Annotated in this window: 17 protein-coding genes; 10 read left to right on the forward strand and 7 right to left on the reverse strand. The window is 36.7% G+C overall.

Annotated elements, in window-relative coordinates:
* The first annotated feature begins 56 nt into the window (after positions 1-56).
* Genes ugpA through ACFIML_RS04390 form a run of 3 tightly spaced genes read left to right on the forward strand, consistent with a single transcriptional unit; the run spans position 57 to position 2,852 of the window.
* Positions 57-941, forward strand: a complete 885-nt coding sequence (ugpA, locus tag ACFIML_RS04380) for a sn-glycerol-3-phosphate ABC transporter permease UgpA (protein WP_375606761.1) — start codon at positions 57-59, stop codon at positions 939-941.
* Between the two features lie 10 nt (positions 942-951).
* Complete coding sequence (gene ugpE, locus ACFIML_RS04385) at positions 952-1,803, forward strand: sn-glycerol-3-phosphate ABC transporter permease UgpE (protein ID WP_375606762.1); 852 nt, start codon at positions 952-954, stop codon at positions 1,801-1,803.
* A 2-nt stretch (positions 1,804-1,805) separates the two neighbouring features.
* Positions 1,806-2,852: a sn-glycerol-3-phosphate import ATP-binding protein UgpC gene (locus ACFIML_RS04390; protein WP_375606763.1), complete on the forward strand. Its 1,047-nt coding sequence runs from the start codon at positions 1,806-1,808 to the stop codon at positions 2,850-2,852.
* A gap of 1,926 nt (positions 2,853-4,778) precedes the next feature.
* Here ACFIML_RS04390 and ACFIML_RS04395 read toward each other — a convergent pair.
* Genes ACFIML_RS04395 through ACFIML_RS04405 form a run of 3 tightly spaced genes read right to left on the reverse strand, consistent with a single transcriptional unit; the run spans position 4,779 to position 7,332 of the window.
* Entirely contained in the window at positions 4,779-5,693 is a 915-nt protein-coding gene (locus tag ACFIML_RS04395; RefSeq protein ID WP_375606764.1) for a metal ABC transporter solute-binding protein, Zn/Mn family, read from the reverse strand.
* 10 nt (positions 5,694-5,703) lie between these two features.
* Positions 5,704-6,573: a metal ABC transporter permease gene (locus ACFIML_RS04400; RefSeq protein WP_375606765.1), complete on the reverse strand. Its 870-nt coding sequence runs from the start codon at positions 6,571-6,573 to the stop codon at positions 5,704-5,706.
* A 3-nt stretch (positions 6,574-6,576) separates the two neighbouring features.
* Positions 6,577-7,332, reverse strand: coding sequence for an ABC transporter ATP-binding protein (locus ACFIML_RS04405; protein ID WP_375606766.1), 756 nt, complete (start codon positions 7,330-7,332; stop codon positions 6,577-6,579).
* Positions 7,333-8,012: 680 nt separating this feature from the next.
* On the opposite strand from ACFIML_RS04405, the gene nrdH reads away from it, so the two are divergent.
* From nrdH to nrdF, 4 genes are read left to right on the forward strand one after another with little or no spacing between them, the layout of a single operon-like run.
* On the forward strand, positions 8,013-8,237 hold the full coding sequence (gene nrdH / locus ACFIML_RS04410; RefSeq protein WP_005774163.1) for a glutaredoxin-like protein NrdH: 225 nt from the start codon (positions 8,013-8,015) through the stop codon (positions 8,235-8,237).
* On the forward strand, positions 8,237-8,635 hold the full coding sequence (nrdI, locus tag ACFIML_RS04415; RefSeq protein ID WP_375606767.1) for a class Ib ribonucleoside-diphosphate reductase assembly flavoprotein NrdI: 399 nt from the start codon (positions 8,237-8,239) through the stop codon (positions 8,633-8,635). The genes nrdH and nrdI overlap by 1 nt, the downstream gene beginning before the upstream one ends.
* On the forward strand, positions 8,617-10,767 hold the full coding sequence (gene nrdE / locus ACFIML_RS04420) for a class 1b ribonucleoside-diphosphate reductase subunit alpha (protein WP_375606768.1): 2,151 nt from the start codon (positions 8,617-8,619) through the stop codon (positions 10,765-10,767). Before nrdI ends, nrdE begins: the two co-directional genes overlap by 19 nt.
* A gap of 11 nt (positions 10,768-10,778) precedes the next feature.
* Positions 10,779-11,753, forward strand: a complete 975-nt coding sequence (nrdF, locus tag ACFIML_RS04425; protein WP_273722534.1) for a class 1b ribonucleoside-diphosphate reductase subunit beta — start codon at positions 10,779-10,781, stop codon at positions 11,751-11,753.
* Here nrdF and prmC read toward each other — a convergent pair.
* The 4 genes from prmC to secA form a co-directional block, all read right to left on the reverse strand.
* Positions 11,750-12,616, reverse strand: coding sequence for a peptide chain release factor N(5)-glutamine methyltransferase (gene prmC / locus ACFIML_RS04430; protein ID WP_375687471.1), 867 nt, complete (start codon positions 12,614-12,616; stop codon positions 11,750-11,752). The genes nrdF and prmC overlap by 4 nt on opposite strands.
* Positions 12,613-13,689 (reverse strand): peptide chain release factor 1, encoded by a 1,077-nt coding sequence (gene prfA, locus ACFIML_RS04435; protein WP_375687473.1) that lies wholly within the window; start codon positions 13,687-13,689, stop codon positions 12,613-12,615. The genes prmC and prfA overlap by 4 nt, the downstream gene beginning before the upstream one ends.
* A 222-nt stretch (positions 13,690-13,911) precedes the next feature.
* A complete protein-coding gene (locus tag ACFIML_RS04440) occupies positions 13,912-14,331 on the reverse strand; it encodes a Fur family transcriptional regulator (RefSeq protein WP_375606771.1) in 420 nt (139 codons plus the stop codon).
* 10 nt (positions 14,332-14,341) lie between these two features.
* A complete protein-coding gene (gene secA / locus ACFIML_RS04445; RefSeq protein ID WP_375687475.1) occupies positions 14,342-17,059 on the reverse strand; it encodes a preprotein translocase subunit SecA in 2,718 nt (905 codons plus the stop codon).
* A gap of 434 nt (positions 17,060-17,493) precedes the next feature.
* Between secA and ACFIML_RS04450 the strand changes: the two genes are divergently transcribed.
* From ACFIML_RS04450 to mutT, 3 genes are all read left to right on the forward strand, one after another.
* Positions 17,494-18,447 (forward strand): peptidylprolyl isomerase, encoded by a 954-nt coding sequence (locus tag ACFIML_RS04450; protein ID WP_375606773.1) that lies wholly within the window; start codon positions 17,494-17,496, stop codon positions 18,445-18,447.
* Positions 18,448-18,575: 128 nt separating this feature from the next.
* Complete coding sequence (gene argJ, locus ACFIML_RS04455) at positions 18,576-19,808, forward strand: bifunctional glutamate N-acetyltransferase/amino-acid acetyltransferase ArgJ (RefSeq protein WP_375614067.1); 1,233 nt, start codon at positions 18,576-18,578, stop codon at positions 19,806-19,808.
* A gap of 126 nt (positions 19,809-19,934) precedes the next feature.
* Complete coding sequence (gene mutT / locus ACFIML_RS04460; RefSeq protein WP_375614576.1) at positions 19,935-20,348, forward strand: 8-oxo-dGTP diphosphatase MutT; 414 nt, start codon at positions 19,935-19,937, stop codon at positions 20,346-20,348.
* Positions 20,349-21,593 lie beyond the last annotated feature (1,245 nt).

Genomic DNA, 21,593 nt, shown 5'->3' on the forward strand with positions numbered 1-21,593 from the left:
CGTTGAGTCCTTTTTGTTTATCTTTTTAAAGTCTCTACATTTAAAGAGCCCTACGAATGCAAGAAAAGCATGCATATTTTAAAAATAGTCTCCTTTCTTACGGGTTGCTTTTTCCTCAGCTCCTTGTGACTTTTTTGTTTTTCTTTTGGCCTGCTGCTCAGGCAATAAAATCATCCTTTGAACGCGAAGATCCTTTTGGCTTTACAACAACTTTTATTGGTCTTGAAAATTATATAACCGTTCTTTCTGATCCTACTTATCGGCAATCGCTTCTTACAACCGCAGTATTTTCCATCTCAGTTACTGTCGCTTCAATGACAATATCACTTCTCTTAGCTGTCTGTGTTGATCGTGTCATCCGTGCAAAAAAGGCTTATACAATGCTTTTGCTCTGGCCCTATGCTGTTGCTCCAGTATTGGCCGGTATATTATGGTTGTTTATCTTTCATCCCACTATTGGGATTATCCCTTTTCTTCTCGAAAAAATAGGGGTTTTATGGAATTATCGTATTAATGGCACTCAAGCGATGCTTCTTATTGTCATTGCGGCTAGCTGGAAACAGATTTCTTACAATTTTCTCTTTTTTCTTACAGGTCTTCAGTCTGTTCCGCGTTCTCAAATAGAAGCAGCCGCCATTGATGGTGCTGGTCCCTTTAAACGATTTTGGACTGTGATCTTCCCACAAATTTCACCAACGACGTTTTTCCTTCTTATTGTCAATGTCAATTATGTTATGTTTGATACTTTTGGTATTATTGATAATACAACTTCTGGAGGTCCTGCGCGTGCAACGAGCATCCTCGTCTATAAAGTATATGATGATGGCTTTAGAAATCAAATAATCGGTGCATCGGCAGCACAATCAACACTATTGATGTTGATGGTTATTGTCTTAACGTTTATCCAGTTTCGCTGGATTGAGCGCCGTGTACAATATTAGGAAACAAATTATGGTTGAAAATCGCCCTGTTTTGAAAGTTATAACCCATATAACGCTCATTGTTGGTATTATCATTATTTGCTTTCCAGTTTATGTTGCTATCATTGCATCAACTCATAGTTCAGCAGCATTTACCTCAGGAACACTTCCTCTTTTGCCTGGGAAATATGCTCTGGAAAATTATAAAACAATCTTTGGTGATGGCCTTGCACAGCTGGGTTTGCCCAACCTCTGGCCACTTTTAATGAATTCATTCATTATGGCTCTTGGGATTAGTATTGGAAAAATTATTATTTCACTTTTGTCTGCTTATGCAATTATTTACATGCGCTTTCCCTTCCGAAAAACTGCTTTTGTTCTTATTTTTGTTACATTGATGCTCCCTGTCGAAGTTCGTATTCTTCCAACCTATGAGATTGTTGCAAAATTGGGGATGGTTAATACCTATAGTGGAATGATTATTCCACTTATTGCATCTGCAACCGCTACATTTTTATTTCGCCAGTTTTTTTTGACTGTTCCAGATGAACTCTTAGAGGCGGCACGTGTTGATGGTGCAGGTCCAGTTAAATTTTTTAAGGATATTCTTCTTCCTCTTAGTAAAAGTAATATCGCTGCTTTATTTATCATTATGTTCATTTATGGATGGATACAATATCTCTGGCCTCTTATCATCACAACGGATCAAAATCATCAAACGATCCTTATTATTTTAAAACAGCTTATTGTCGAATCACTTCAACATGATCCTCAATGGAATATACTCATGGCAGTATCGGTTGTTGCCATGGTTCCCCCTGTTCTTGTTGTTATCTTCATGCAGCGGCTTTTTATCAAAGGCCTTATTGAAACGGAGAAGTAATTGTGGCCATAATCCAGTTATCAAATATAAAAAAACAGTATGACAACGGCATTCTGGTCATTGATGATTTAAACTTAACTATTGCCGATAAAGAGCTTCTTGTTCTTGTCGGTCCTTCAGGGTGTGGAAAATCAACCTTATTACGTATTATAGCAGGACTTGAACAAGTCACCTCAGGTGAATTATGCATTGATAACGAACGTATCAATGATCGTGAACCAGCTGATCGTGATATTGCTATGGTTTTTCAAAATTATGCCCTTTATCCCCATATGACAGTTCGTGGAAACTTAGAATATGGTCTTAAAAATCGTAAAACTCCTAAAGAAGAAATTAAAAAACGTATCGCACATGCTGCAAAGCTTTTGGAGATAGAACCATTTCTTGATCGTAAACCACGACAATTATCAGGAGGACAACGTCAGCGTGTTGCAATGGGGCGTGTGATTGTACGTCAACCCCGTGTTTTTCTCTTTGATGAACCTCTTTCAAATCTTGATGCAAAATTACGGGCGCAAATGTGTATTGAAATAAAAACACTACAGCGTTCATTAGGAACAACGAGCCTCTATGTTACCCATGATCAACTAGAAGCTATGACATTAGCTGATAGAATAGTGGTTTTGAATAAAGGAGCTATCGAGCAAATTGGAACACCAATGGAAATTTACGATACTCCAGCAACAACATTTGTTGCTGATTTCATTGGTTCTCCTCCTATGAATTTTCTTGATCGCCATGTCTTAGAACAACATTTAGGGCATTCATTTTCTTATGGCGAAGAAACTGATCTTTTAGCCTTCAGACCTGAGATCATCTTATTGGGCGAACATCCAGACAAAGGGCCTGTCTTTCACACAAAAATTGAGCTTATCAAGCCTATTGGAACAGGTTGCCATGTTTTAACGCGTTGGAATGGTAGCATCTTTACGATTGAAATAAAAGAACGCTTGACACACGACTATGGTCAAAAACTAAGTTTCACAGTTGCTCATCAGAATTTTCATACTTTTAATAAAAACACAGGAAAGCGCACAAATAATAAGTAAGCATTAATTGATGTGATACGACTCTCTTTTATGCTGCGTCATGATAATGGTGTGTTTTGACTTGCTCAATTACATTTACAAACTCAGGTTGTAACCGATGGGATTAAAAACAAAATTTTAACAGTTTTGGTAATGATCCATTGTTCCGTGGCGCTGAGAATGTCAAAACATTTATATGAAGAAATTTTACATTTTCATGGTCTATAAGAAGAATATAATTTTCAAACATCATTTTCATTATAAAAAAATATCAATATAGAATAAATCTTTATTAACCAATTTTTACTCATTTATAATTTTGTTATAAAAAACAACATATTATCATATGTTTATTGATGTAATAATTTATGTGTATTATAAAAGTAAATGAGAGAAATAGAGAGAAAAAATGAGTCATAGATAAGGGAGGATGCGCCCCATATCTGAGCTTTGATCGCTAACATAAGAAGTCTATTTGATCCATAAAATACGACGCTGTTCTAAATAGTCTCTACGAGAATAGGCGCATTCTATTTTACTGCTGGCCATATGATCTAAAATAGTTTCAGAGCTCCTATAAGAAGCATTTGTTTTTTTACCAATCACATAAATTAGAGAGAAACCTATGCGCGCATGCTGCAAGTTTATTTTTTCTCATGTAAATCACTATGTAATTCTCAGCAAGGGTATCTGATAAGTTGCAAAAAATCACTGAGAGATAGAAGGTGTGCTTATTTTAGAATTTTCATTGCTTTTAGCGATAAAAGCAGATGAAATACATCTGTAACATCTCATCGATCTTTCTATATTCTTGAGTTAAAAATTGCCTATAGATCATTCTAAAACAGATCTTTATGAATATAACATAAGGGATTGGTGCGAACACCTATAAGAATCAGTAGGGACAAAGGCAGTTATATTATTGTTTTGCAAAGCATTTTATAAAAGCTGGTATATTTTTTCAATATATTGCCAGTCTATTAATGGTTTTATGATATTATTTTCTTATAAAGCGCGTGATTTTTTGTTGCTTATAAATCAACCTAAACTTTATACAGCAGTATGTTTGAGACAAATATGAAGACGGTTCAGTGCTGTATTCAGTTTTGTATGCTAAAGTAGAATAAGCTTATCTGCTTTGTGTAATTTCTAAAATGAGGAGACAGCTTAATTTAGGCAGAATATGAAAGCATCAAATAAAAAATAGATTTTATCTTTAGCCTCATCTTTTAATTTAGTATTGCGATTTTCAAAAACATCTAAGCCAATGTCTCTTACATAATGGCGATTAAGCATTGCCGAGCACATTTTTTTACGTTCGTTGAATAAAATTGCATCTCTCATACAAAACAGAATACCTAAACAGAAGGCTGTTGGGTTGCCAATTTACGCACTTTTTTAAAAAAATATCTTGCTAGGTTGTTCAAACTATTTTTTCACGCAGTCGTTTATAAATAGTATAACATAAAATCCATTGTGTATTGCCATCTTTATGCGTATAAAAATACAAGCTTGGGCCATCATCATACTCTCTTTCAGTCTCCAACATTGCAACAATTATTGTGTTGAGACTCTTCATAAGAGGCATTTTTTCTTCAAGTGGTTTTTATTCATACACAATTCTACTTGCATGTTATAAATGAAGTTGGATAGATAAAAATACTTTAAGAAAGAGACACCAAATTCTTCTTATGAATCTTTCAAGTGTCGAGAGTTATTGTAAAAGAAGCATTGAAAAATAGAATGCTACTGCTAACAGTTTGGGCACCATGAGGCAATAAATCTACTTACTTTATCTATCTTAGAATCTATAGAGTATAAATTTCTCTGTAAAAGTAACTTTATTTCATATCAATGTTATCAATTATAGCTGTTGGGGCATCATTAGTAACATAATCATAGACTTACGATTTTATGAACTCTTTTTTATCTCTTTTATAGAAGATCTTAATGTTTTGTGATAGCATCAATGATGGTATTCACATTATGTTCCATCATATCGAGATAAGTTGCTGCAGGGCCATTTTTGTTTGACAATGCATCAGAATAAAGTGTTCCACCAATTGTTAAACCTGTTTCTTTTGCAATCTGTTTTATGAGACGAGGATTAGAGATATTTTCAACGAATAGGGCCGTTGCTTTATTCGCTTTAATTTGTTTAATAAGCTTGGCTACATCGGCTGCGGTTGCTTCAGTTTCTGTTGAAGCACTTTGAGGAGCAAGGATAGTAAAACCATATTCCTTGGCAAAATAGCCAAAGGCATCATGAGATGTGATAATGATACGTTTATCTTTAGGAATGGTAGCAATTTTTGTTTTCAGGGTATCTTGTGCTATTTTAAGTTTTTGGATGTAGGTTTCGGCATTTTTTTTGTAGCTGGTGCAGGATTGTGGATCAATTTTACAAAAAGCAGCAGCAATATTCTTCACATAGATTTCAACATTGGGAATTGTTTGCCAAGCGTGTGGGTCAATAACGCTGTGATGATGGGCATTATGTTCTTGTTTTTTCATTTCGAGAGGGGGTATATTATCACTAACTTTGACAAGAAGTGCTTTTGTACCGCTTGCTGTGATAAGGCGGTCAATGAACCCCTCTAAATGAAGTCCGTTGATGAAAATAATTTGAGCATTTCTAAGAGCTTGAGCATCATGAGGGGTAGGTTCATAAGTGTGGGTATTCGCATTGGGACCTACAAAAGTGGTCATAGAGATATGGTTATCTCCTACATTTTTTATGAGATCTGCAAGAATGGAAAAGCTCGCAACAACTTTGATTTTATTGTGTGCAGAAGCAGAAAATGGAGAAAGGGCAAGCAATAAAGCTCCAAGAAGAACAAATTTTTGAGCAAATTTAGGCACGTTTTTTTCCTTAAAGTGAGGAGGTATAAAAGAGGTGGGGAAACCATGCTACAATAAAGCCACGTGGACTTATCAAACAGGAAACAAGATAAATAAATCCTGCGGTAATGATGATAGCAGGGCCGGATGGAAGTGAAAGATGAAAAGAAAGCAGGAGACCACCTACGCTAGAAATGATTCCAAAAAGAGTGGAAAGCGCGCAAATAGGGCCTAGCCGTGAAAACCAAAAACGGGCTGTAATGGCTGGAATCATCATAATGCCAACGGAAAGTAATGTTCCTAGTGATTGAAAGCCTCCAACTAGATTCAGCACCACAAGTCCAAGCAATGAAATATGAATATATTTACTCAATGGAGAGAGTGATTTAAAAAAGAGGGGGTCAAAGCTTTCTAAAACGAGTGCACGCCAAAAAATACAAAGGCTGCATAGTGTAATCAGCATTATAGTAGTGATTAACCAAAGGGCTTGTGCATCAAGTGCAAGAACCGATCCGAATAAGAGATGAAGCAGCTCAATAGTTGAGTCTTTCAGTGAGATAATAATAACACCTGCCGCGAGTGCAATAAGATAAAAGACGGTCATGGATGCATCTTCTTTCTGAAAGCTGTTTCGTGAAATCAAAATGGTTGCTAAAGCAACAATAATGCCAGCAAAAATACCACCAAGTGTCATAGATATAAGGGAGAAGCCGCAAATGAGAAAAGCAGTTGCAACACCAGGAAGAATGGCATGAGAGATAGCATCTCCTGTCAAACTCATTCCACGGAGCATCAAAAACACACCAACAGGACAAGCACTAATAGAGAGGAGAATAGAGCCGATAAGAGCGTTTTGCATAAATTGGAAATCAACAAAGGGGGCAAGAAAAAATGCATACACGTCTTATAACCTAAGAAAGAGAGGATCATTAATGAGAAGATTTTGTTTTTGTTGTGCGCTAATAGGGAAAGAATTGGATGTGAGAGGTGGCATAACGTGATGAAGGGTGTTGTTTAAAAACTGTGTTGTTTCTCCATAAAAGGCGTTTTGTTGATCAATTTGAATCATTTGGGGAAAAAATTCTTGCACGATGAGAGGGTTATGGAGTGCTGTGAGAATTGTGCGTCCTTGCTGTTGCCAGTATGTGATCAGTGCAAGAAGGTCTTTTTGGGTATTATGATCTACACCATTGAAAGGTTCATCAAGCAAAATAATATTGGCATCTTGTACAATGATACGTGCAAAAAGAGCGCGTTGTAATTGCCCACCTGATAATGTTTCAAGCGAACGGGTGGCAAGTGCTGAGAGTCCAACCATTTCAAGCGCATTCTGAATCTTAGAATCATAAGGGCGTTGGTTTTTCCATAATCCACAAAAGGACCATAACCCTGTTTTGATAAGCGTTTTCACATCAATTGGAAATGTTTGATCTACATGACATTGCTGAGCAAGATAAGCAATGCGGCTTTTTTTTGGTTTTGTAATTTTTCCTTTAAGAGGTTTAATCAATCCGGCGATGGCTTTTAGCAGTGTCGATTTTCCAGCGCCATTATCACCTGTTATTGCAACCAATGAACCAGCTTTTAACTTTGCTGAAAAGTTCTTTATTGCTATTCTATTCCTATAGCCTAATGTTGTCTTATTGAAGTGCAGATCCATATTTTTTACCATTGTTGCTTATTATTTTGGAAACTATGTAATAATATAACGTTTGTCAACAAAATGTTATATTATTACATAGTTTTGAGTACTGAAAATTTTAGTGGGAAGATCGTGGAAAATTAAAAATAATAATTGAATTCACCTTGACGAAAGAGAGAGAGTATATACTATATATAGTATCAAAATGATTGGTGATTCTAAATAAGCACAAGAGAGGGTGTTAGTGTGTTTCGTTTGGTATCTAAGTTATTTCCATTATTGTAAAGAGTTTATTGGCCAAAGATATAGCAGTATTTTTACTGAAGAGTCTCTTTTGGAAGGATTCCCTTTCGTTTTTGTAATTGATTTTTGCCGTAAAAGAGTAAACAGAGCTCTTGAAAAACGGTAGTTTAGAACGTTAGTTTTTTAGACAGCAGGAGGGAATTGTAATGCAAGCAAAAGATTGTTTTATAACTAGGGGGCTTTGCCATTTAAGTTGTAGAATAATCGCTTATTCTCATCATAGTTTTTGAAGTTATTTGATGAGGAATTCTGTTATGTTTAAGAAGCTGTGTATTATTTGAAAATAACCACATGTTTTGCTTACAATTTCTGTTTTTTGTTATTCTTGAGTACCTATAAAATTATTAGATTGACCTTTCAGGGTTGATTGTTTGGAATTGTGAAAGTTGAAGAAAATGTCGATCACTATTTATAGTAAACCATCTTGTGTCCAATGTGATGCTACACGCCGCGCTTTTGATGCAAAAGGCATTCATTATCGTGTTGTTGATATTTCCTGTGATGAACAAGCATATAGTTTTGTTCAATCTCTGGGGTATCGTCAGGTTCCTGTCGTTGTTTGTGGTGAAAATCATTGGTCTGGTTTTAGACCAGATATGATTAGTGGTCTTTGTGCTTAATGGGGCTTATTGTTTATTATTCGAGTGCAACGGGTAATACAGAACATTTTGTCTCGCAGCTTGGTCAACGACTCTTCAAAATTGATAAAAAAAAGCCTTCTGCATTGGTTGGTGAACCTTATGTATTGGTTGTTCCTACATATGCAGATGGCGAAGGAAGAGGGGCCGTGCCAAAGGCCGTTGTCCAGTTTCTTAATGAATCTGAGAACCGAAAATTAATTTGTGGTGTTATTGGCGGTGGGAATCGTAATTTTGGTCGCTATTATAATTTAGCAAGTAAAATTATTGCTGAAAAATGTTGTGTCCCTTGCCTTTATCGTTTTGAGCTGCGTGGAACTGATGAAGACGTTATTTATGTAAAAAAGGGATTGGAAAGATTTTGGAAACAATTGGTATAGGACAATCGCAGAAATCGGATCAGGTTACTGATTATCATGCGTTGAATGCAATGCTTAATCTTTATGATGAAAATGGTCATATTCAATTTGATATGGATCGGCTTGCTGCGCGGCAATATTTTCTTCAGCATGTTAATCAAAATACAGTTTTTTTTCATAACTTGAAGGAAAAAATAGATTACTTAATAGAAGAAGGTTATTATGAAAAAGCTTTGTTTGAGCTTTATGATTTTTCTTTTATTAAAAAGCTTTTTAAACGTGCTTATGCATTTAAATTTCGTTTTCCTACCTTTTTAGGCGCGTTTAAGTATTATACCAGCTATACACTGAAGACTTTTGATGGGAAACGTTATCTTGAACGTTATGAAGATCGCGTCTGTCTTGTAGCTTTATATTTGGCACAAGGGAATAAAGCTCTTGCGGAAAGTTTTGTGGATGAAATTATTACAGGACGTTTTCAACCAGCAACGCCGACATTTCTAAATGCTGGCAAAAAACAACGTGGTGAATTGGTTTCGTGTTTTTTGCTACGTGTTGAAGATAATATGGAATCGATAGGTCGTTCGGTTAATTCGGCTTTGCAGCTTTCAAAACGTGGTGGAGGTGTGGCGCTTTGTTTGACCAATTTGCGGGAAGCTGGAGCGCCAATTAAGCAAATAGAAAATCAGTCCTCAGGTGTTTTACCGGTGATGAAACTCTTGGAAGATTCTTTTTCTTACGCCAATCAGCTTGGGGCACGACAGGGGGCTGGAGCTGTTTATTTGCATGCTCATCATTTAGATATTATGAAGTTTTTGGATACAAAGCGTGAAAATGCTGATGAAAAAGTTAGAATCAAAACGCTTTCGCTTGGTGTCGTTATTCCTGATATTACTTTTGAGCTTGCACGGAATAATGAGGATATGTATCTCTTCTCATCGTATGACATCGAGCGTGTTACAGGTAAACCCTTTAGCGATATTTCTTTAACGGAGCATTATCGATCCTTTGTTGATAATGCAAAGATTCGTAAAAAGAAAATAAGTGCACGCGTTTTTTTCCAGACACTAGCGGAAATTCAATTCGAGTCGGGTTATCCCTATATTTTATTTGAGGATACTGCTAATCGATCGAATCCGATAGCTGGGCGCATAAGTATGAGCAATTTATGTTCAGAAATTTTGCAGGTGAGTGAGGCGAGTGAACTGGAGACAGATTTAACGTATCGCACGATTGGAAGTGACATATCCTGTAATCTTGGATCCATGAATATTGCCAAAGCAATGGAAAGTCCTGATTTTGGACAGACCGTAGAATCTGCTGTTCGTGCTCTGACTGCTGTTTCGGATATGAGCAATATTGCTTGTGTACCTTCCATTGCGAAAGGCAATGCCGAAAGTCATGCGATTGGTTTGGGACAAATGAATTTGCATGGGTTTCTAGCGCGTGAGCAGATTTATTATGGATCTCCAGAAGCGATTGATTTTACCAATATCTACTTTTATATTGTGACATATCACGCCATACGTGCTTCCAATTTAATTGCGCGCGAACGTCAAGAAATATTTGCAGGGTTTGAAAAATCAGCTTATGCAGATGGGCGTTTTTTCGAAAAATATATTGAAAAAGAATGGAAACCGCAATTTGCGCTTGTACAAGAGCTTTTTGCACGGAACAATATTGTTATTCCAAGTCAAAATGATTGGCAGGAACTCAAAGATTTAGTTGTTGAGTATGGGTTGTATAATCGCAATCTACAGGCTGTTCCACCCACGGGATCTATTTCCTATATTAATCATGCCACTTCTTCTATTCATCCAATTGCTTCAAAAATTGAAATTCGCAAAGAGGGAAAAATTGGGCGCGTTTATTATCCCGCTCCTTATATGGATAATACGAATTTGAATTTTTACCAAGATGCTTATGAGATTGGGCCTGAAAAAATTATAGATACCTATGCTGTTGCAACACAGCATGTTGATCAAGGTCTTTCATTAACATTATTTTTTCCCGATACAGCGACCACACGTGATATTAACCGCGCACAAATTTATGCTTGGAAAAAGGGTATCAAGAGTATTTATTATGTACGATTACGGCAAGTAGCATTAAGTGGAACAGAAGTAGATGGCTGTGTTTCGTGCAGTTTATAGGAGATCATCATATGACAAAGATTACAACCAAAAATCCTGTTGTGTGTGCTGTTAATTGGAATAGATTACATGATGAGAAAGATCTTGAAGTATGGAACCGCTTAACTGGGAATTTTTGGTTACCTGAGAAGGTTCCACTTTCCAATGACATTCCCTCATGGTCAAGCTTAACGGATGAAGAACGTAAATTAACGATTCGTGTTTTTACAGGACTAACGCTTTTAGATACAATTCAAAACACTGTAGGAGCCATTTCGCTTCTGGCTGATGCGATAACAGAGCATGAGGAGGCGGTTTTGACGAATATTGCGTTTATGGAAGCGGTTCATGCACGTTCTTATTCCTCTATTTTTTCAACCCTTTGCTCGACCGTAGAAGTTGATGATGCATTTAGATGGTCGGAAGAAAATATTCATTTGCAGAAAAAGGCTAGATTAGTACTTGAACGTTATGAAGCAAATGATCCACTCAAGAAAAAAATTGCTTCTACTTTACTGGAAAGCTTTTTATTTTATTCTGGTTTTTATTTGCCCATGTATTGGGCCAGTCGCGCTAAGTTAACCAATACAGCAGATCTCATTCGACTGATCATTCGTGATGAAGCGGTTCACGGTTATTATATAGGTTATAAATTCCAATTGGGCTTTGCAAAGCTTGATGAAGCCAAAAGACAAGAAATTAAAGATTTTGCTTTTAACCTGCTCTTTGACCTTTATAACATCGAGTGCAAATATACTGAAGATCTTTATGATGCACTTGGATTGACGGAAGATGTTAAAATTTTTCTTCATTATAATGCTAACAAGGCTTTAATGAATTTAGGTTTTGAAGCTCTTTTCCCCCCTGAGGTTTGTCGTGTTAATCCCGCTATTTTGGCAGCTTTATCACCAAACTCTGACGAAAATCATGACTTTTTTTCAGGGGCTGGTTCTTCTTATGTCATTGGCAAGGCGGTTGCTACCACGGATGATGATTGGGAATTTTAATGTTTGCATGCAAATAGAAGTGCGCGGGGTATTCCACTGAGGTCTTTGCGCATTTCTAAACATTGAAAGCCATTTGTTTCAAACAAATTGCAAACTTCTTTTTCTTGAGAGTAACCAATTTCAACAGCGATAGTGCCGTTTTCTTTTAAGTAGTTGGCTGCTTCATGGGCGAGCTTACGATAAAAATCAAGACCATCTTTTCCACCGATAAGAGCGCGTAATGGATCATGTAAGCGCACTTCTTTTGCAAGTTTTTTGATATCTTTTGCGGGGATATAAGGTGGATTGGAAACAATGAAATCAAAGCGACCAGTGACAGAATTAAACCAATCGCTAAGAAGAGGTGTGAAGCGATGTATTACTTCAGCATTTTTTGCATTTTTTGTCGCTGTTTTAAGGGCATCTTCAGAAATATCGACAGCGACTGCATAGGATTGTGGAATGTGTTTAAGAATGGCAATGGCAATGGCGCCACTTCCTGTCCCCATATCAAGGAGTGTTATTTTTCTCGAATTTTCGACATATTTTTTGAGGAAAGGGAGAACAAGATCTATCAACGTTTCTGTATCAGGACGGGGTTCTAACGTCTCTTGAGACAAAGCGAAGGATATGCCATAAAATTCTCGTTCTCCTATAATACGGTAGACGGGTTCGCCTGCAATCCGCCGTTGGACAGCCTGTTTTATTTGTGTAATGTGCTCAGAAGATAGAGGTATATCTGGTTGAGAAATTCTTTCAGCAGCATTTATTCCTGTTATCCATTCAATGAGTATTTTCGCATCGAGATTGGCTTCAGAAATTCCTTTCATGCGCAATTTTTTTTGAGTTTGTTGGATGACATTTTTGAAAGAATATTTGTTCAATTATCGTCCATTTCCATCAGGAGTGCTGTTTGGTGATCTGAGATGAGTGCATGAATAAGCTCATCAAGATCTCCTTCCAATATGCGATCAAGCTTATACAGGGTCAGATTAATACGGTGATCCGTGATGCGTCCTTGTGGAAAATTATAGGTACGAATACGTTCTGAACGATCACCAGAACCAACTTGGCTCTTACGGGAAGCTGAACGTTCATTTTCCGCTTTTTGTCGTTCGATATCGAATAAGCGTGCCCGTAAAATTTGAAGGGCTCGTGCTCGGTTTTGATGTTGTGATTTTTCTGCTTGTACGACCATAATTCCTGTTGGAATATGCGTGATACGAACAGCTGAATCCGTTGTATTAACATGCTGTCCTCCTGCTCCAGATGCACGCATTGTGTCGATACGAATATCTTCAGGACGAATATCAATATCAATATCTTCAGCCTCTGGAAGTACAGCAACGGTAGCAGCAGATGTATGAATACGTCCACCTGTCTCTGTTTCAGGGATGCGTTGCACACGATGGACACCTGATTCATATTTCAATTTAGAAAAGACACCTTTTCCTGAAATGCTAGCAATAATCTCTTTATATCCGCCAACTTCCCCCTCACTGAGTGAAATAACTTCTACTTTCCAATGGTGAGCATGGGCATAACGTTCATACATGCGAAAAAGATCACCGGAAAAAAGTGCTGCTTCTGATCCACCCGTTCCTGCTCGAATTTCAATAATAGCGCTTTTTTCATCAGCAACATCTTTAGGCAAAAGCAGAATCTGGAGTTCTTTTTCAAATTGCTCTCCTTTTTTATATAACGATGGTAGCTCTTCCTGGGCAAGGTTACGCATCTCTATATCTGTTTGTTTATCGTTGATAATCGCTTCTAATTCTGTAATCTCTTCGTAAAGAGCATTTAATGCGCGTATAGAGGTAATAACGGGTTGTAGTTCTGCATATTCAGAAGCTAATTTGACATATGTTTCAGCATTTGGATTTGTTGTCATTTGGCTTTCAATTATTTCAAAGCGCTTTTCAAGCTGTTTCATACGATCTTGTGGCAAAGAAACCATGATAATATTGGCCTAATTTTTCATAATACAATTTTTATAATATTTTTTTGCAATGATTTTTTGTGATAATATCGGCAATGAATTACCGTATAGCATCATACAAAAAGAGGTAATAAAGCAATTCTTTTTTTTTGCCAATGAAAACTATTATATTTTAAAGGTAAATTTTTATAAAATTTGATTTGCCTGAGGTATTTTATCTAATGATATATAATCATTTTTTTAAGAGTTTTTTTTTCCGTAAAGTTCAAGGCGATGATGAATAATATCATAGCCAAGGGATTTTGCAATTTCCTCTTGCAGCTTTTCAATAACATCAGAATGAAACTCGATAACTTGTCCTGTTTCTATATCAATAAGATGATCATGATGTTGCCCATCTGCTTGCTCAAAACGAGATGGACCACCACTAAAGCTATGGCGATGAATTGTTCCATTTCCTTCTAATATTTTCATGGTTCGATAAACCGTTGAGAGTGAAATATTCGAATCTATTTTGTTTGCACGCTGAAAAATTTCAAATGCATTGGGATGATCATTTGTATCCGTCAAAATATCAAGAATAACACGTCGTTGACGTGTTACTCTTAAACCAGCTGTGCGCAATTCTTGCTCATAATTTCGCTTTTTATTCATTTGCATAGTTTACTTTTCAAACAAAGGCTCCATGACAGTGTTTGTATTTTTTCTCTGAACCGCAAGGACAACGCTCATTACGTCCAACTTTTCCCCATGTGGTTATATCGTTAGGGTCACGATCTTGTGGATTAACAAATCTATTTTCTTGTGATCGTGCCCATAAGGTTGGAGCATTTTCTTGACTTTGATCATTAAAGACGGATGAAACAGCATCCGTTTGCTCAGGCATGGTTGGTTCTGTGGGTTGTTGAATAATTTCAAAGCGCATAAGTTTAGAAGTGACAATTCTGCGCAAATTTTTCAACATATTTTGAAAGAGTTCAAATGATTCTGTCTTATATTCATTGAGTGGATCCCGCTGCGCATAACCACGAAACCCAACAACAGAACGCAAATGGTCTAAACTTACCAGATGTTCACGCCATAACGTGTCAATAGTTTCGAGCAACACTGCTTTGTGAAAATAAGCCATAACTTCTGGAGAATATCGTTCAGTACGATCATTTTCAAGTTTTGTAACAGCATCTGATACACGCTCTAGAATTTGCTCCTCGGCAATTCCATCTTCTTTTGCCCATTCTTCCACTGGAAGCTCAAGATTAAAGAGTTGTTGAAGCTCTTCTTCGAGAGTTTTTGCATCCCATTTTTCAGAATATGTCCCTGATGGAATATAAGCCTCTACGAGATCCTCTACGACTTCATTACGCATTTCAAGGATCATTTCTGATAAATCATCTGCATTCATGACCTCCATACGCTGTTCAAAAATAACTTTGCGTTGATCATTCATGACATCATCATATTTTAGTAGATTTTTACGAATTTCAAAGTTTCGTGCTTCGACCTTTTTTTGTGCTTTTTCAAGGGCTTTATTAATCCATGGATGGATAATAGCTTCATTTTCTTTCAATCCAAGTTTTTGTAGCATACCATCCATACGGTTGGAGCCAAAGATACGCATAAGATCATCTTGAAGAGAGAGAAAGAATTTTGAGCGACCAGGATCGCCTTGGCGACCAGAACGTCCACGAAGCTGGTTATCAATACGACGGCTTTCATGACGTTCAGTAGCGATAACGTAAAGCCCTCCAGCCGCTAAAGCTTTTTCTTTAAGTTGCTTGACATCTTTTTTTATTTCTTCAATTTTAGCTGTCCGCTCTGGACCTTCGGTGATATCCTGTAACTCTTGTCGAATGCGCATTTCAACATTACCACCAAGTTGTATATCCGTACCGCGTCCTGCCATGTTGGTTGCAATGGTGAGAGCTTTAGGAACTCCTGCTTGCGCAATGATATATGCTTCTTGTTCGTGATAGCGAGCATTTAAGACTCTAAAATCGGTAATGCCTTCTTTTCGCAAACGTTCTGCCAATTGTTCTGATTTTTCAATAGAGGTTGTTCCAACAAGAATAGGCTGTTCTTTTTCGTGTGCTTGACGGATATCACGCACAATTGCCCGATATTTCTCTTCTGCTGTTCGATAAATCTCATCATCTTCATCAATACGTTGTATTGGCAAATTTGTAGGAACTTCGACAACGTCAAGACCATAAATATTTCTGAATTCTTCGGCTTCTGTTGTTGCAGTTCCAGTCATGCCAGATAATTTTCTATACATACGGAAGTAATTTTGGAAAGTGATGGAAGCAAGTGTCTGGTTTTCTGGTTGAATAGCAACATGCTCTTTAGCTTCTAAAGCTTGATGAAGTCCTTCAGAATAACGCCGCCCAGGCATCATTCGCCCTGTAAATTCGTCAATAATAACGATCTCATCATTGCGAACAATATAATCTTTATCGCGAGCAAACAGTTTATGAGCTTTTAGAGCATTATTGACATGATGAACGATAGCGACATTTTCTATGTCATAAAGACTCTCACCTTTAAGATGCCCAGCTTGTTCGAGCATTTTTTCAATTTTTTCAGTACCAACTTCGGTAAAGGTCGTTGTTTTTTGTTTTTCGTCTATTTCATAGTCTTCTGGAGTTAAGGCAGGAATAAATGTATCAATAAGGTTATAGAAGTCAGTCCGATCTTCTAGAGGACCAGAAATAATAAGGGGGGTACGGGCTTCATCAATAAGAATCGAATCAACTTCATCAACAATTGCGTAATGATGTCCACGTTGGACCATTTGACTATGATCGAAGGCCATATTATCACGCAAATAGTCAAAACCTAGTTCATTATTTGTGGCATAGGTGATGTCGCATGCATATGCCTCTCGGCGGGCTTCACTATCAAGATCATGAAGAATCACGCCTGTTGTAAGCCCTAGAAAACTAAAAATTTTCCCCATTGTTTCAGCATCACGACTGGCGAGATAATCGTTTACTGTCACAACATGAACGCCTTTACCTTCCAATGCATTGAGATAAATTGGTAGAGTTGCCATTAATGTTTTACCTTCACCAGTACGCATTTCAGCTATGCCGCAGTCGTGAAGGACCATTCCACCAATAAGTTGTACGTCAAAAGGACGCATGTCATAAACACGTTTTGCTGCTTCACGAACAGTTGCGAAAGCTTCTGGTAAGAGCAAATCAATACTTTCACCTCCACTAAGACGTTTACGAAAGGCATCTGTTTTTTGGTAAAGCTGCTCATCACTTAATTTTACGAATTGTTCTTCCAAAGCATTAATTTGTGCAACTTTTTGGCGGAGTGCTTTGAGGCGTCGCTCATGAGCTGAACCAAAAAATTTACGTGCAAAAACACCTAAACCGACCATCACTGGCCCTTTCTTTTAATTATTGTCACTTTTGTTGGGTAATTCATACGTTTTCCCCATTCTCTACATTTTCTTTAAGTTTTCTGATATCATTAGAGATATAATGAAATGCAGATGGTACCATTATACTTGCTGGTGTGCAATTTTCCATTTTAATTGTAACGTAGAGATAAGAGGCTAAGCGCGCTATGTCAACTTTAGGTATGCTATTTAACTGATACAATACAAAGTAATTGAAGATACAATATGTCATTTTTCTCTATGATCATGTTTTTCATTTGCATTAGATAGGGTTGTAGAAACCGAGATAAAAGAACGATTTTATATTTTTTACAATGAAATTACTAATTTATTTCTCTATATTTAAAGAATAAAGTGTTATGGTAAAGAAAATTGGAATCTTGAACCTGCCTTCACTTTTAAGGAGTATATTTATGAAATTCAACTTTATCACGCTGTTTTTAGCATCAACTTTATTGGCAAGTACAAGTTTAGGGGTGAAAGCCCAAGAAGGTGTGAATTCACCATCGAATGATTTAAAAACTTTGGAGAAAGCTTCTGAAAAAGCAATTTCTCCTTCTCATGTTATGGCAGTTATTGATGGGAAAAATATTACAGCAGGTCAATTGGATGATTTAGCACTTGAAATAAATCCTAATTTAGCACGTTTTCCTGATGAACAACGTCGTATGATGGTTCTAAAAGCTTATTTAGATATGCAGGCACTTGCAAAAGAAGCAAGAAGAAAAGGTCTTGATAAGACAGAAGCTTACGATAAACGTATGGCAGTCATGCGTGATAATGTTCTTCAACAGCTTTATTTTAAACAGACGATTGTTGACAAAATATCGGATACTGATTTGGAAGCTCTTTATAAGCAAGAAGTTGCTGCTCTACCTAAGGAGGATGAGGTTAAAGCGCGTCATATTTTGGTCAAAACGAGAAAAGAAGCAGAAGCTATCATTAAGCATTTAAATAAAGGCGAAAGTTTTGAAGAGATTGCAAAGAAAAGTTCAACAGATGGTTCTGCTGCCGTTGGGGGTGATCTTGGTTATTTTAGCCATGGTCAAATGGTCAAGCCTTTTGAAGATGCCGCATTTGGTTTGAAAGTTGGCGAATACACTAAACAACCTGTTGAAAGTCCTTTTGGTTGGCATATTATTAAATTAGAGGATCGTCGTGTAAAACAACCGCCTGCATTTGATGATGTTAAAGAAATGTTGCGGACACAGCTGATAAAAAAGCGCTATCAAGAACTGATTGTTGATTTACGTAGCAAGATAGATGTGAAATACCCTGATCCTAATGTTACAAAAATCATGGAATCGCTTCATCAAAATGGGACGCTGCTTCCCGATGAGACGTCCGATGAAGAAGATACGGAATAGCTAGGAAAATAAGTAGATAGCCTCTTTAATAGATAATTTGCTAGGTTGGTTTTGTTCAAAAAATCTAGCAGTTTTCTATGAGAGGTTATTGATCTGCAATCATTTCATTTTTTTATAGAAAGCATATTGTGGTTTTGAAAATCTCTCCTTTGTCGCCTCAAAAGATCCAGGAGCTTTCTCCATTATCTGGTGTACGGATATCAACAGTTGAAGCTGGGATTAAATATAAAGGTCGTACAGATCTTCTTTTGATTATATTCGATGAGCCAGCGAGTGTGGCAGGCGTTTTTACACGTTCTAAATGTCCATCTGCTCCTGTAGAGCATTGTCGCGCATCGCTTCCTCATGGGGTTGCTAGAGCTGTTGTTGTAAATTCTGGAAATGCAAATGCTTTTACAGGAAGCAAAGGAAAGCACACAACGAATGAAATAATATATGCAGCAGCGAACGCTTTAAAGGTTAGAGAAGATGAAGTTTTTATAGCTTCCACAGGTGTTATTGGTGAGCCAATGGATGCCTCGGGTATTGTCAATCTTTTACCAAGTATGACAGAGACAGCAGAAGAGGGAAATTGGTTGGAAGCTGCGAAAGCCATAATGACAACGGACACATTTCCAAAACTTGCGACGCGCACTTTTGACTGTGGGGGAGAGTGTGTTACCATTAATGGAATTGCAAAGGGTGCTGGTATGATTGCACCCGATATGGCGACAATGCTGTCATTTGTAGTTAGTGATGCTACTATTTCTTCGGATGCACTCCAATCCATGTTATCAGAGGCAGTTGAGGGTTCTTTTAATTCAATTACTGTTGATAGTGATACCTCAACTTCAGATACGCTTATGTTGTTTGCGACAGGAAAAGAACATTTTCCCTGCATTAGATGTAAAACAGATCCGCGTTATGAAGTGTTCTCAAAGCACTTGAGTGCACTTTTGCACGAGCTCGCATTACAAGTTGTTTGTGATGGTGAAGGTGCTCGTCATTTAATTGAGGTTAATGTAATTGGTGCTACAACAAACGATGCTGCAAAAACGATTGCTTTGTCAATTGCAAATTCACCACTTGTAAAAACGGCTATTGCCGGTGAAGATGCGAATTGGGGACGGGTGGTTATGGCCGTTGGGAAGGCTGGTGTTGAAGTCGATCGTGATCTATTGATGATTTGGTTTGGTGAGCATCGTGTGGCGATCAATGGCGAACGAGATCCTGAGTATTGTGAAGAGACAATAGGTACTTATATGCAAGGTAAGCACATCACAATTCGTGTTGATATCGGTTTGGGTAATGGTACAGCGACAGTTTGGTCTTGCGATTTAACAAAAGAGTACGTTATGATCAACAGCAATTATAGAAGTTAACGGATGCATTTTATATTTAACAGCTTATTATTTTTCAGAAAAAATGAAGGATGTAAGTTCTTTTAGGAGCAGGAGGGGTATGATAGATAAAGACAGTTATCTTTATGATCCCTATTGGCGAGTAATATGTATATAAAAAGTTCCATTCTTCTTGTTGTTGCATGCGCATTGTTCGATCAGAATAATCGTGTTTTGCTAACTAAGCGTCTTGAAGGAAAATCACTAGCTGGTTTATGGGAGTTTCCTGGTGGCAAGGTTGAGCAAGGTGAAACTCCGGAAGCATCATTGATTCGTGAACTAGAGGAAGAGCTTGGTATTTATGTTCAACCAAATAATTTACACCCTTTAACATTTGCAAGTCATAGCTATAAAACATTTCATCTCTTAATGCCATTGTATCTTTGTGACCATTATGAGGGCGTTGCACAAGGACGAGAAGGGCAAAATTTAGAATGGGTTTTTATTAATGATCTTGATAAATACCCTATGCCTGATGCTGATAAACCATTGGTTCAGGTATTGAAAAATCACCTTCTTTGATGTGTTATAAGCAGGGAATATTGTTTAAATATAAACCAATATATTGAGTTATAATGATAATATAATTTTTATGTTGCATGGGGAAGTCCAGAGTCGTAAAAAATTTTCTCATTTCAAAACTGTCTTATTTTAAATTAATCAAAATCATTCTTTTTCATGTTCCAAGCGGGGCGGGGCATGTTAAAATTATTTAAGAAAGAAATAAAATACGTGCTGAAAGAACACTCTCTACTAGCCAAGGGTTATCGCAACATTGAGAATTAGCAAAGTATATAATGATGCCTTTGCACGCTTTATAAGCATAAAAATGGTGGTAGATAATGGATTTATACTTTTCGCGATTATCATTGAGAGATTGTCTTAGATGCACTGAGAGATATTAGGAGTATTTATTTCATAAGATATCAATAATAGAAAAAATTCAAAAAATGCTTTAAAAAAGAACGCTTTGTGTTTATTATTGGAGATTGTTTTACATGACCAAAATCCTAATTATCATATGTAATACATATATTATATAATAACGTATTGTTTTGTAATCATAAGTTTTATTTTTCTTGATGTTATACGATTTCCCAATCAAAAAAATGTTCAATAACGTACGAATAAAAAGAGTGGTATGTAATTTAAAAAATAATTTTAAAAAAATAAAACATACGGTTAATGAATGATTAAATATAAAAGAAAACATGAAAATAAGACTTCTTAGAGAACTATATATCATACATATCTATGGTATGAGAGATGGAGAAAAAGCTACCTAGGTAAGTATATAAATAAGGAATATATTATTTTTGTATATTTAAAAAAACATAAAACTGAATAGAAAAGAAATAATAAATCTGCGTAGTAATCTTTATTTTCATTTTTTTATAATACGCTTATTTCTCTATTGACTTGTAATAAAGGTATTTGAAACAGTGAAATATGATAATATTAAGAACTCTTATTTAAGTTATGTAATACGATTTATAATTGACTATATGATATTTTAATGAAAGTTCTTCAGTAAGACGGTCGATTAGTTTTCTCAGTATTTAAAGATAGGCGAATATTGATAAAGATTTCTAAATGAGTATGAACTTTAAGAAAAGATCAAAAATGTTGCTTTTGATTAAGAGGAGCGCGTTCTTTACGTAATGTAGAGCGGCATTGTGCTGCGTATTCACGAGCTTGTTTAAAAGAGGCATTTCGCAATGCTCCAAAACCCGTTTCGTGCCGCACTAGTGAATGGTATAACGTTAA

This window comes from Bartonella sp. AC62GZZY (assembly GCF_042196525.1).
Lineage (GTDB): Bacteria > Pseudomonadota > Alphaproteobacteria > Rhizobiales > Rhizobiaceae > Bartonella.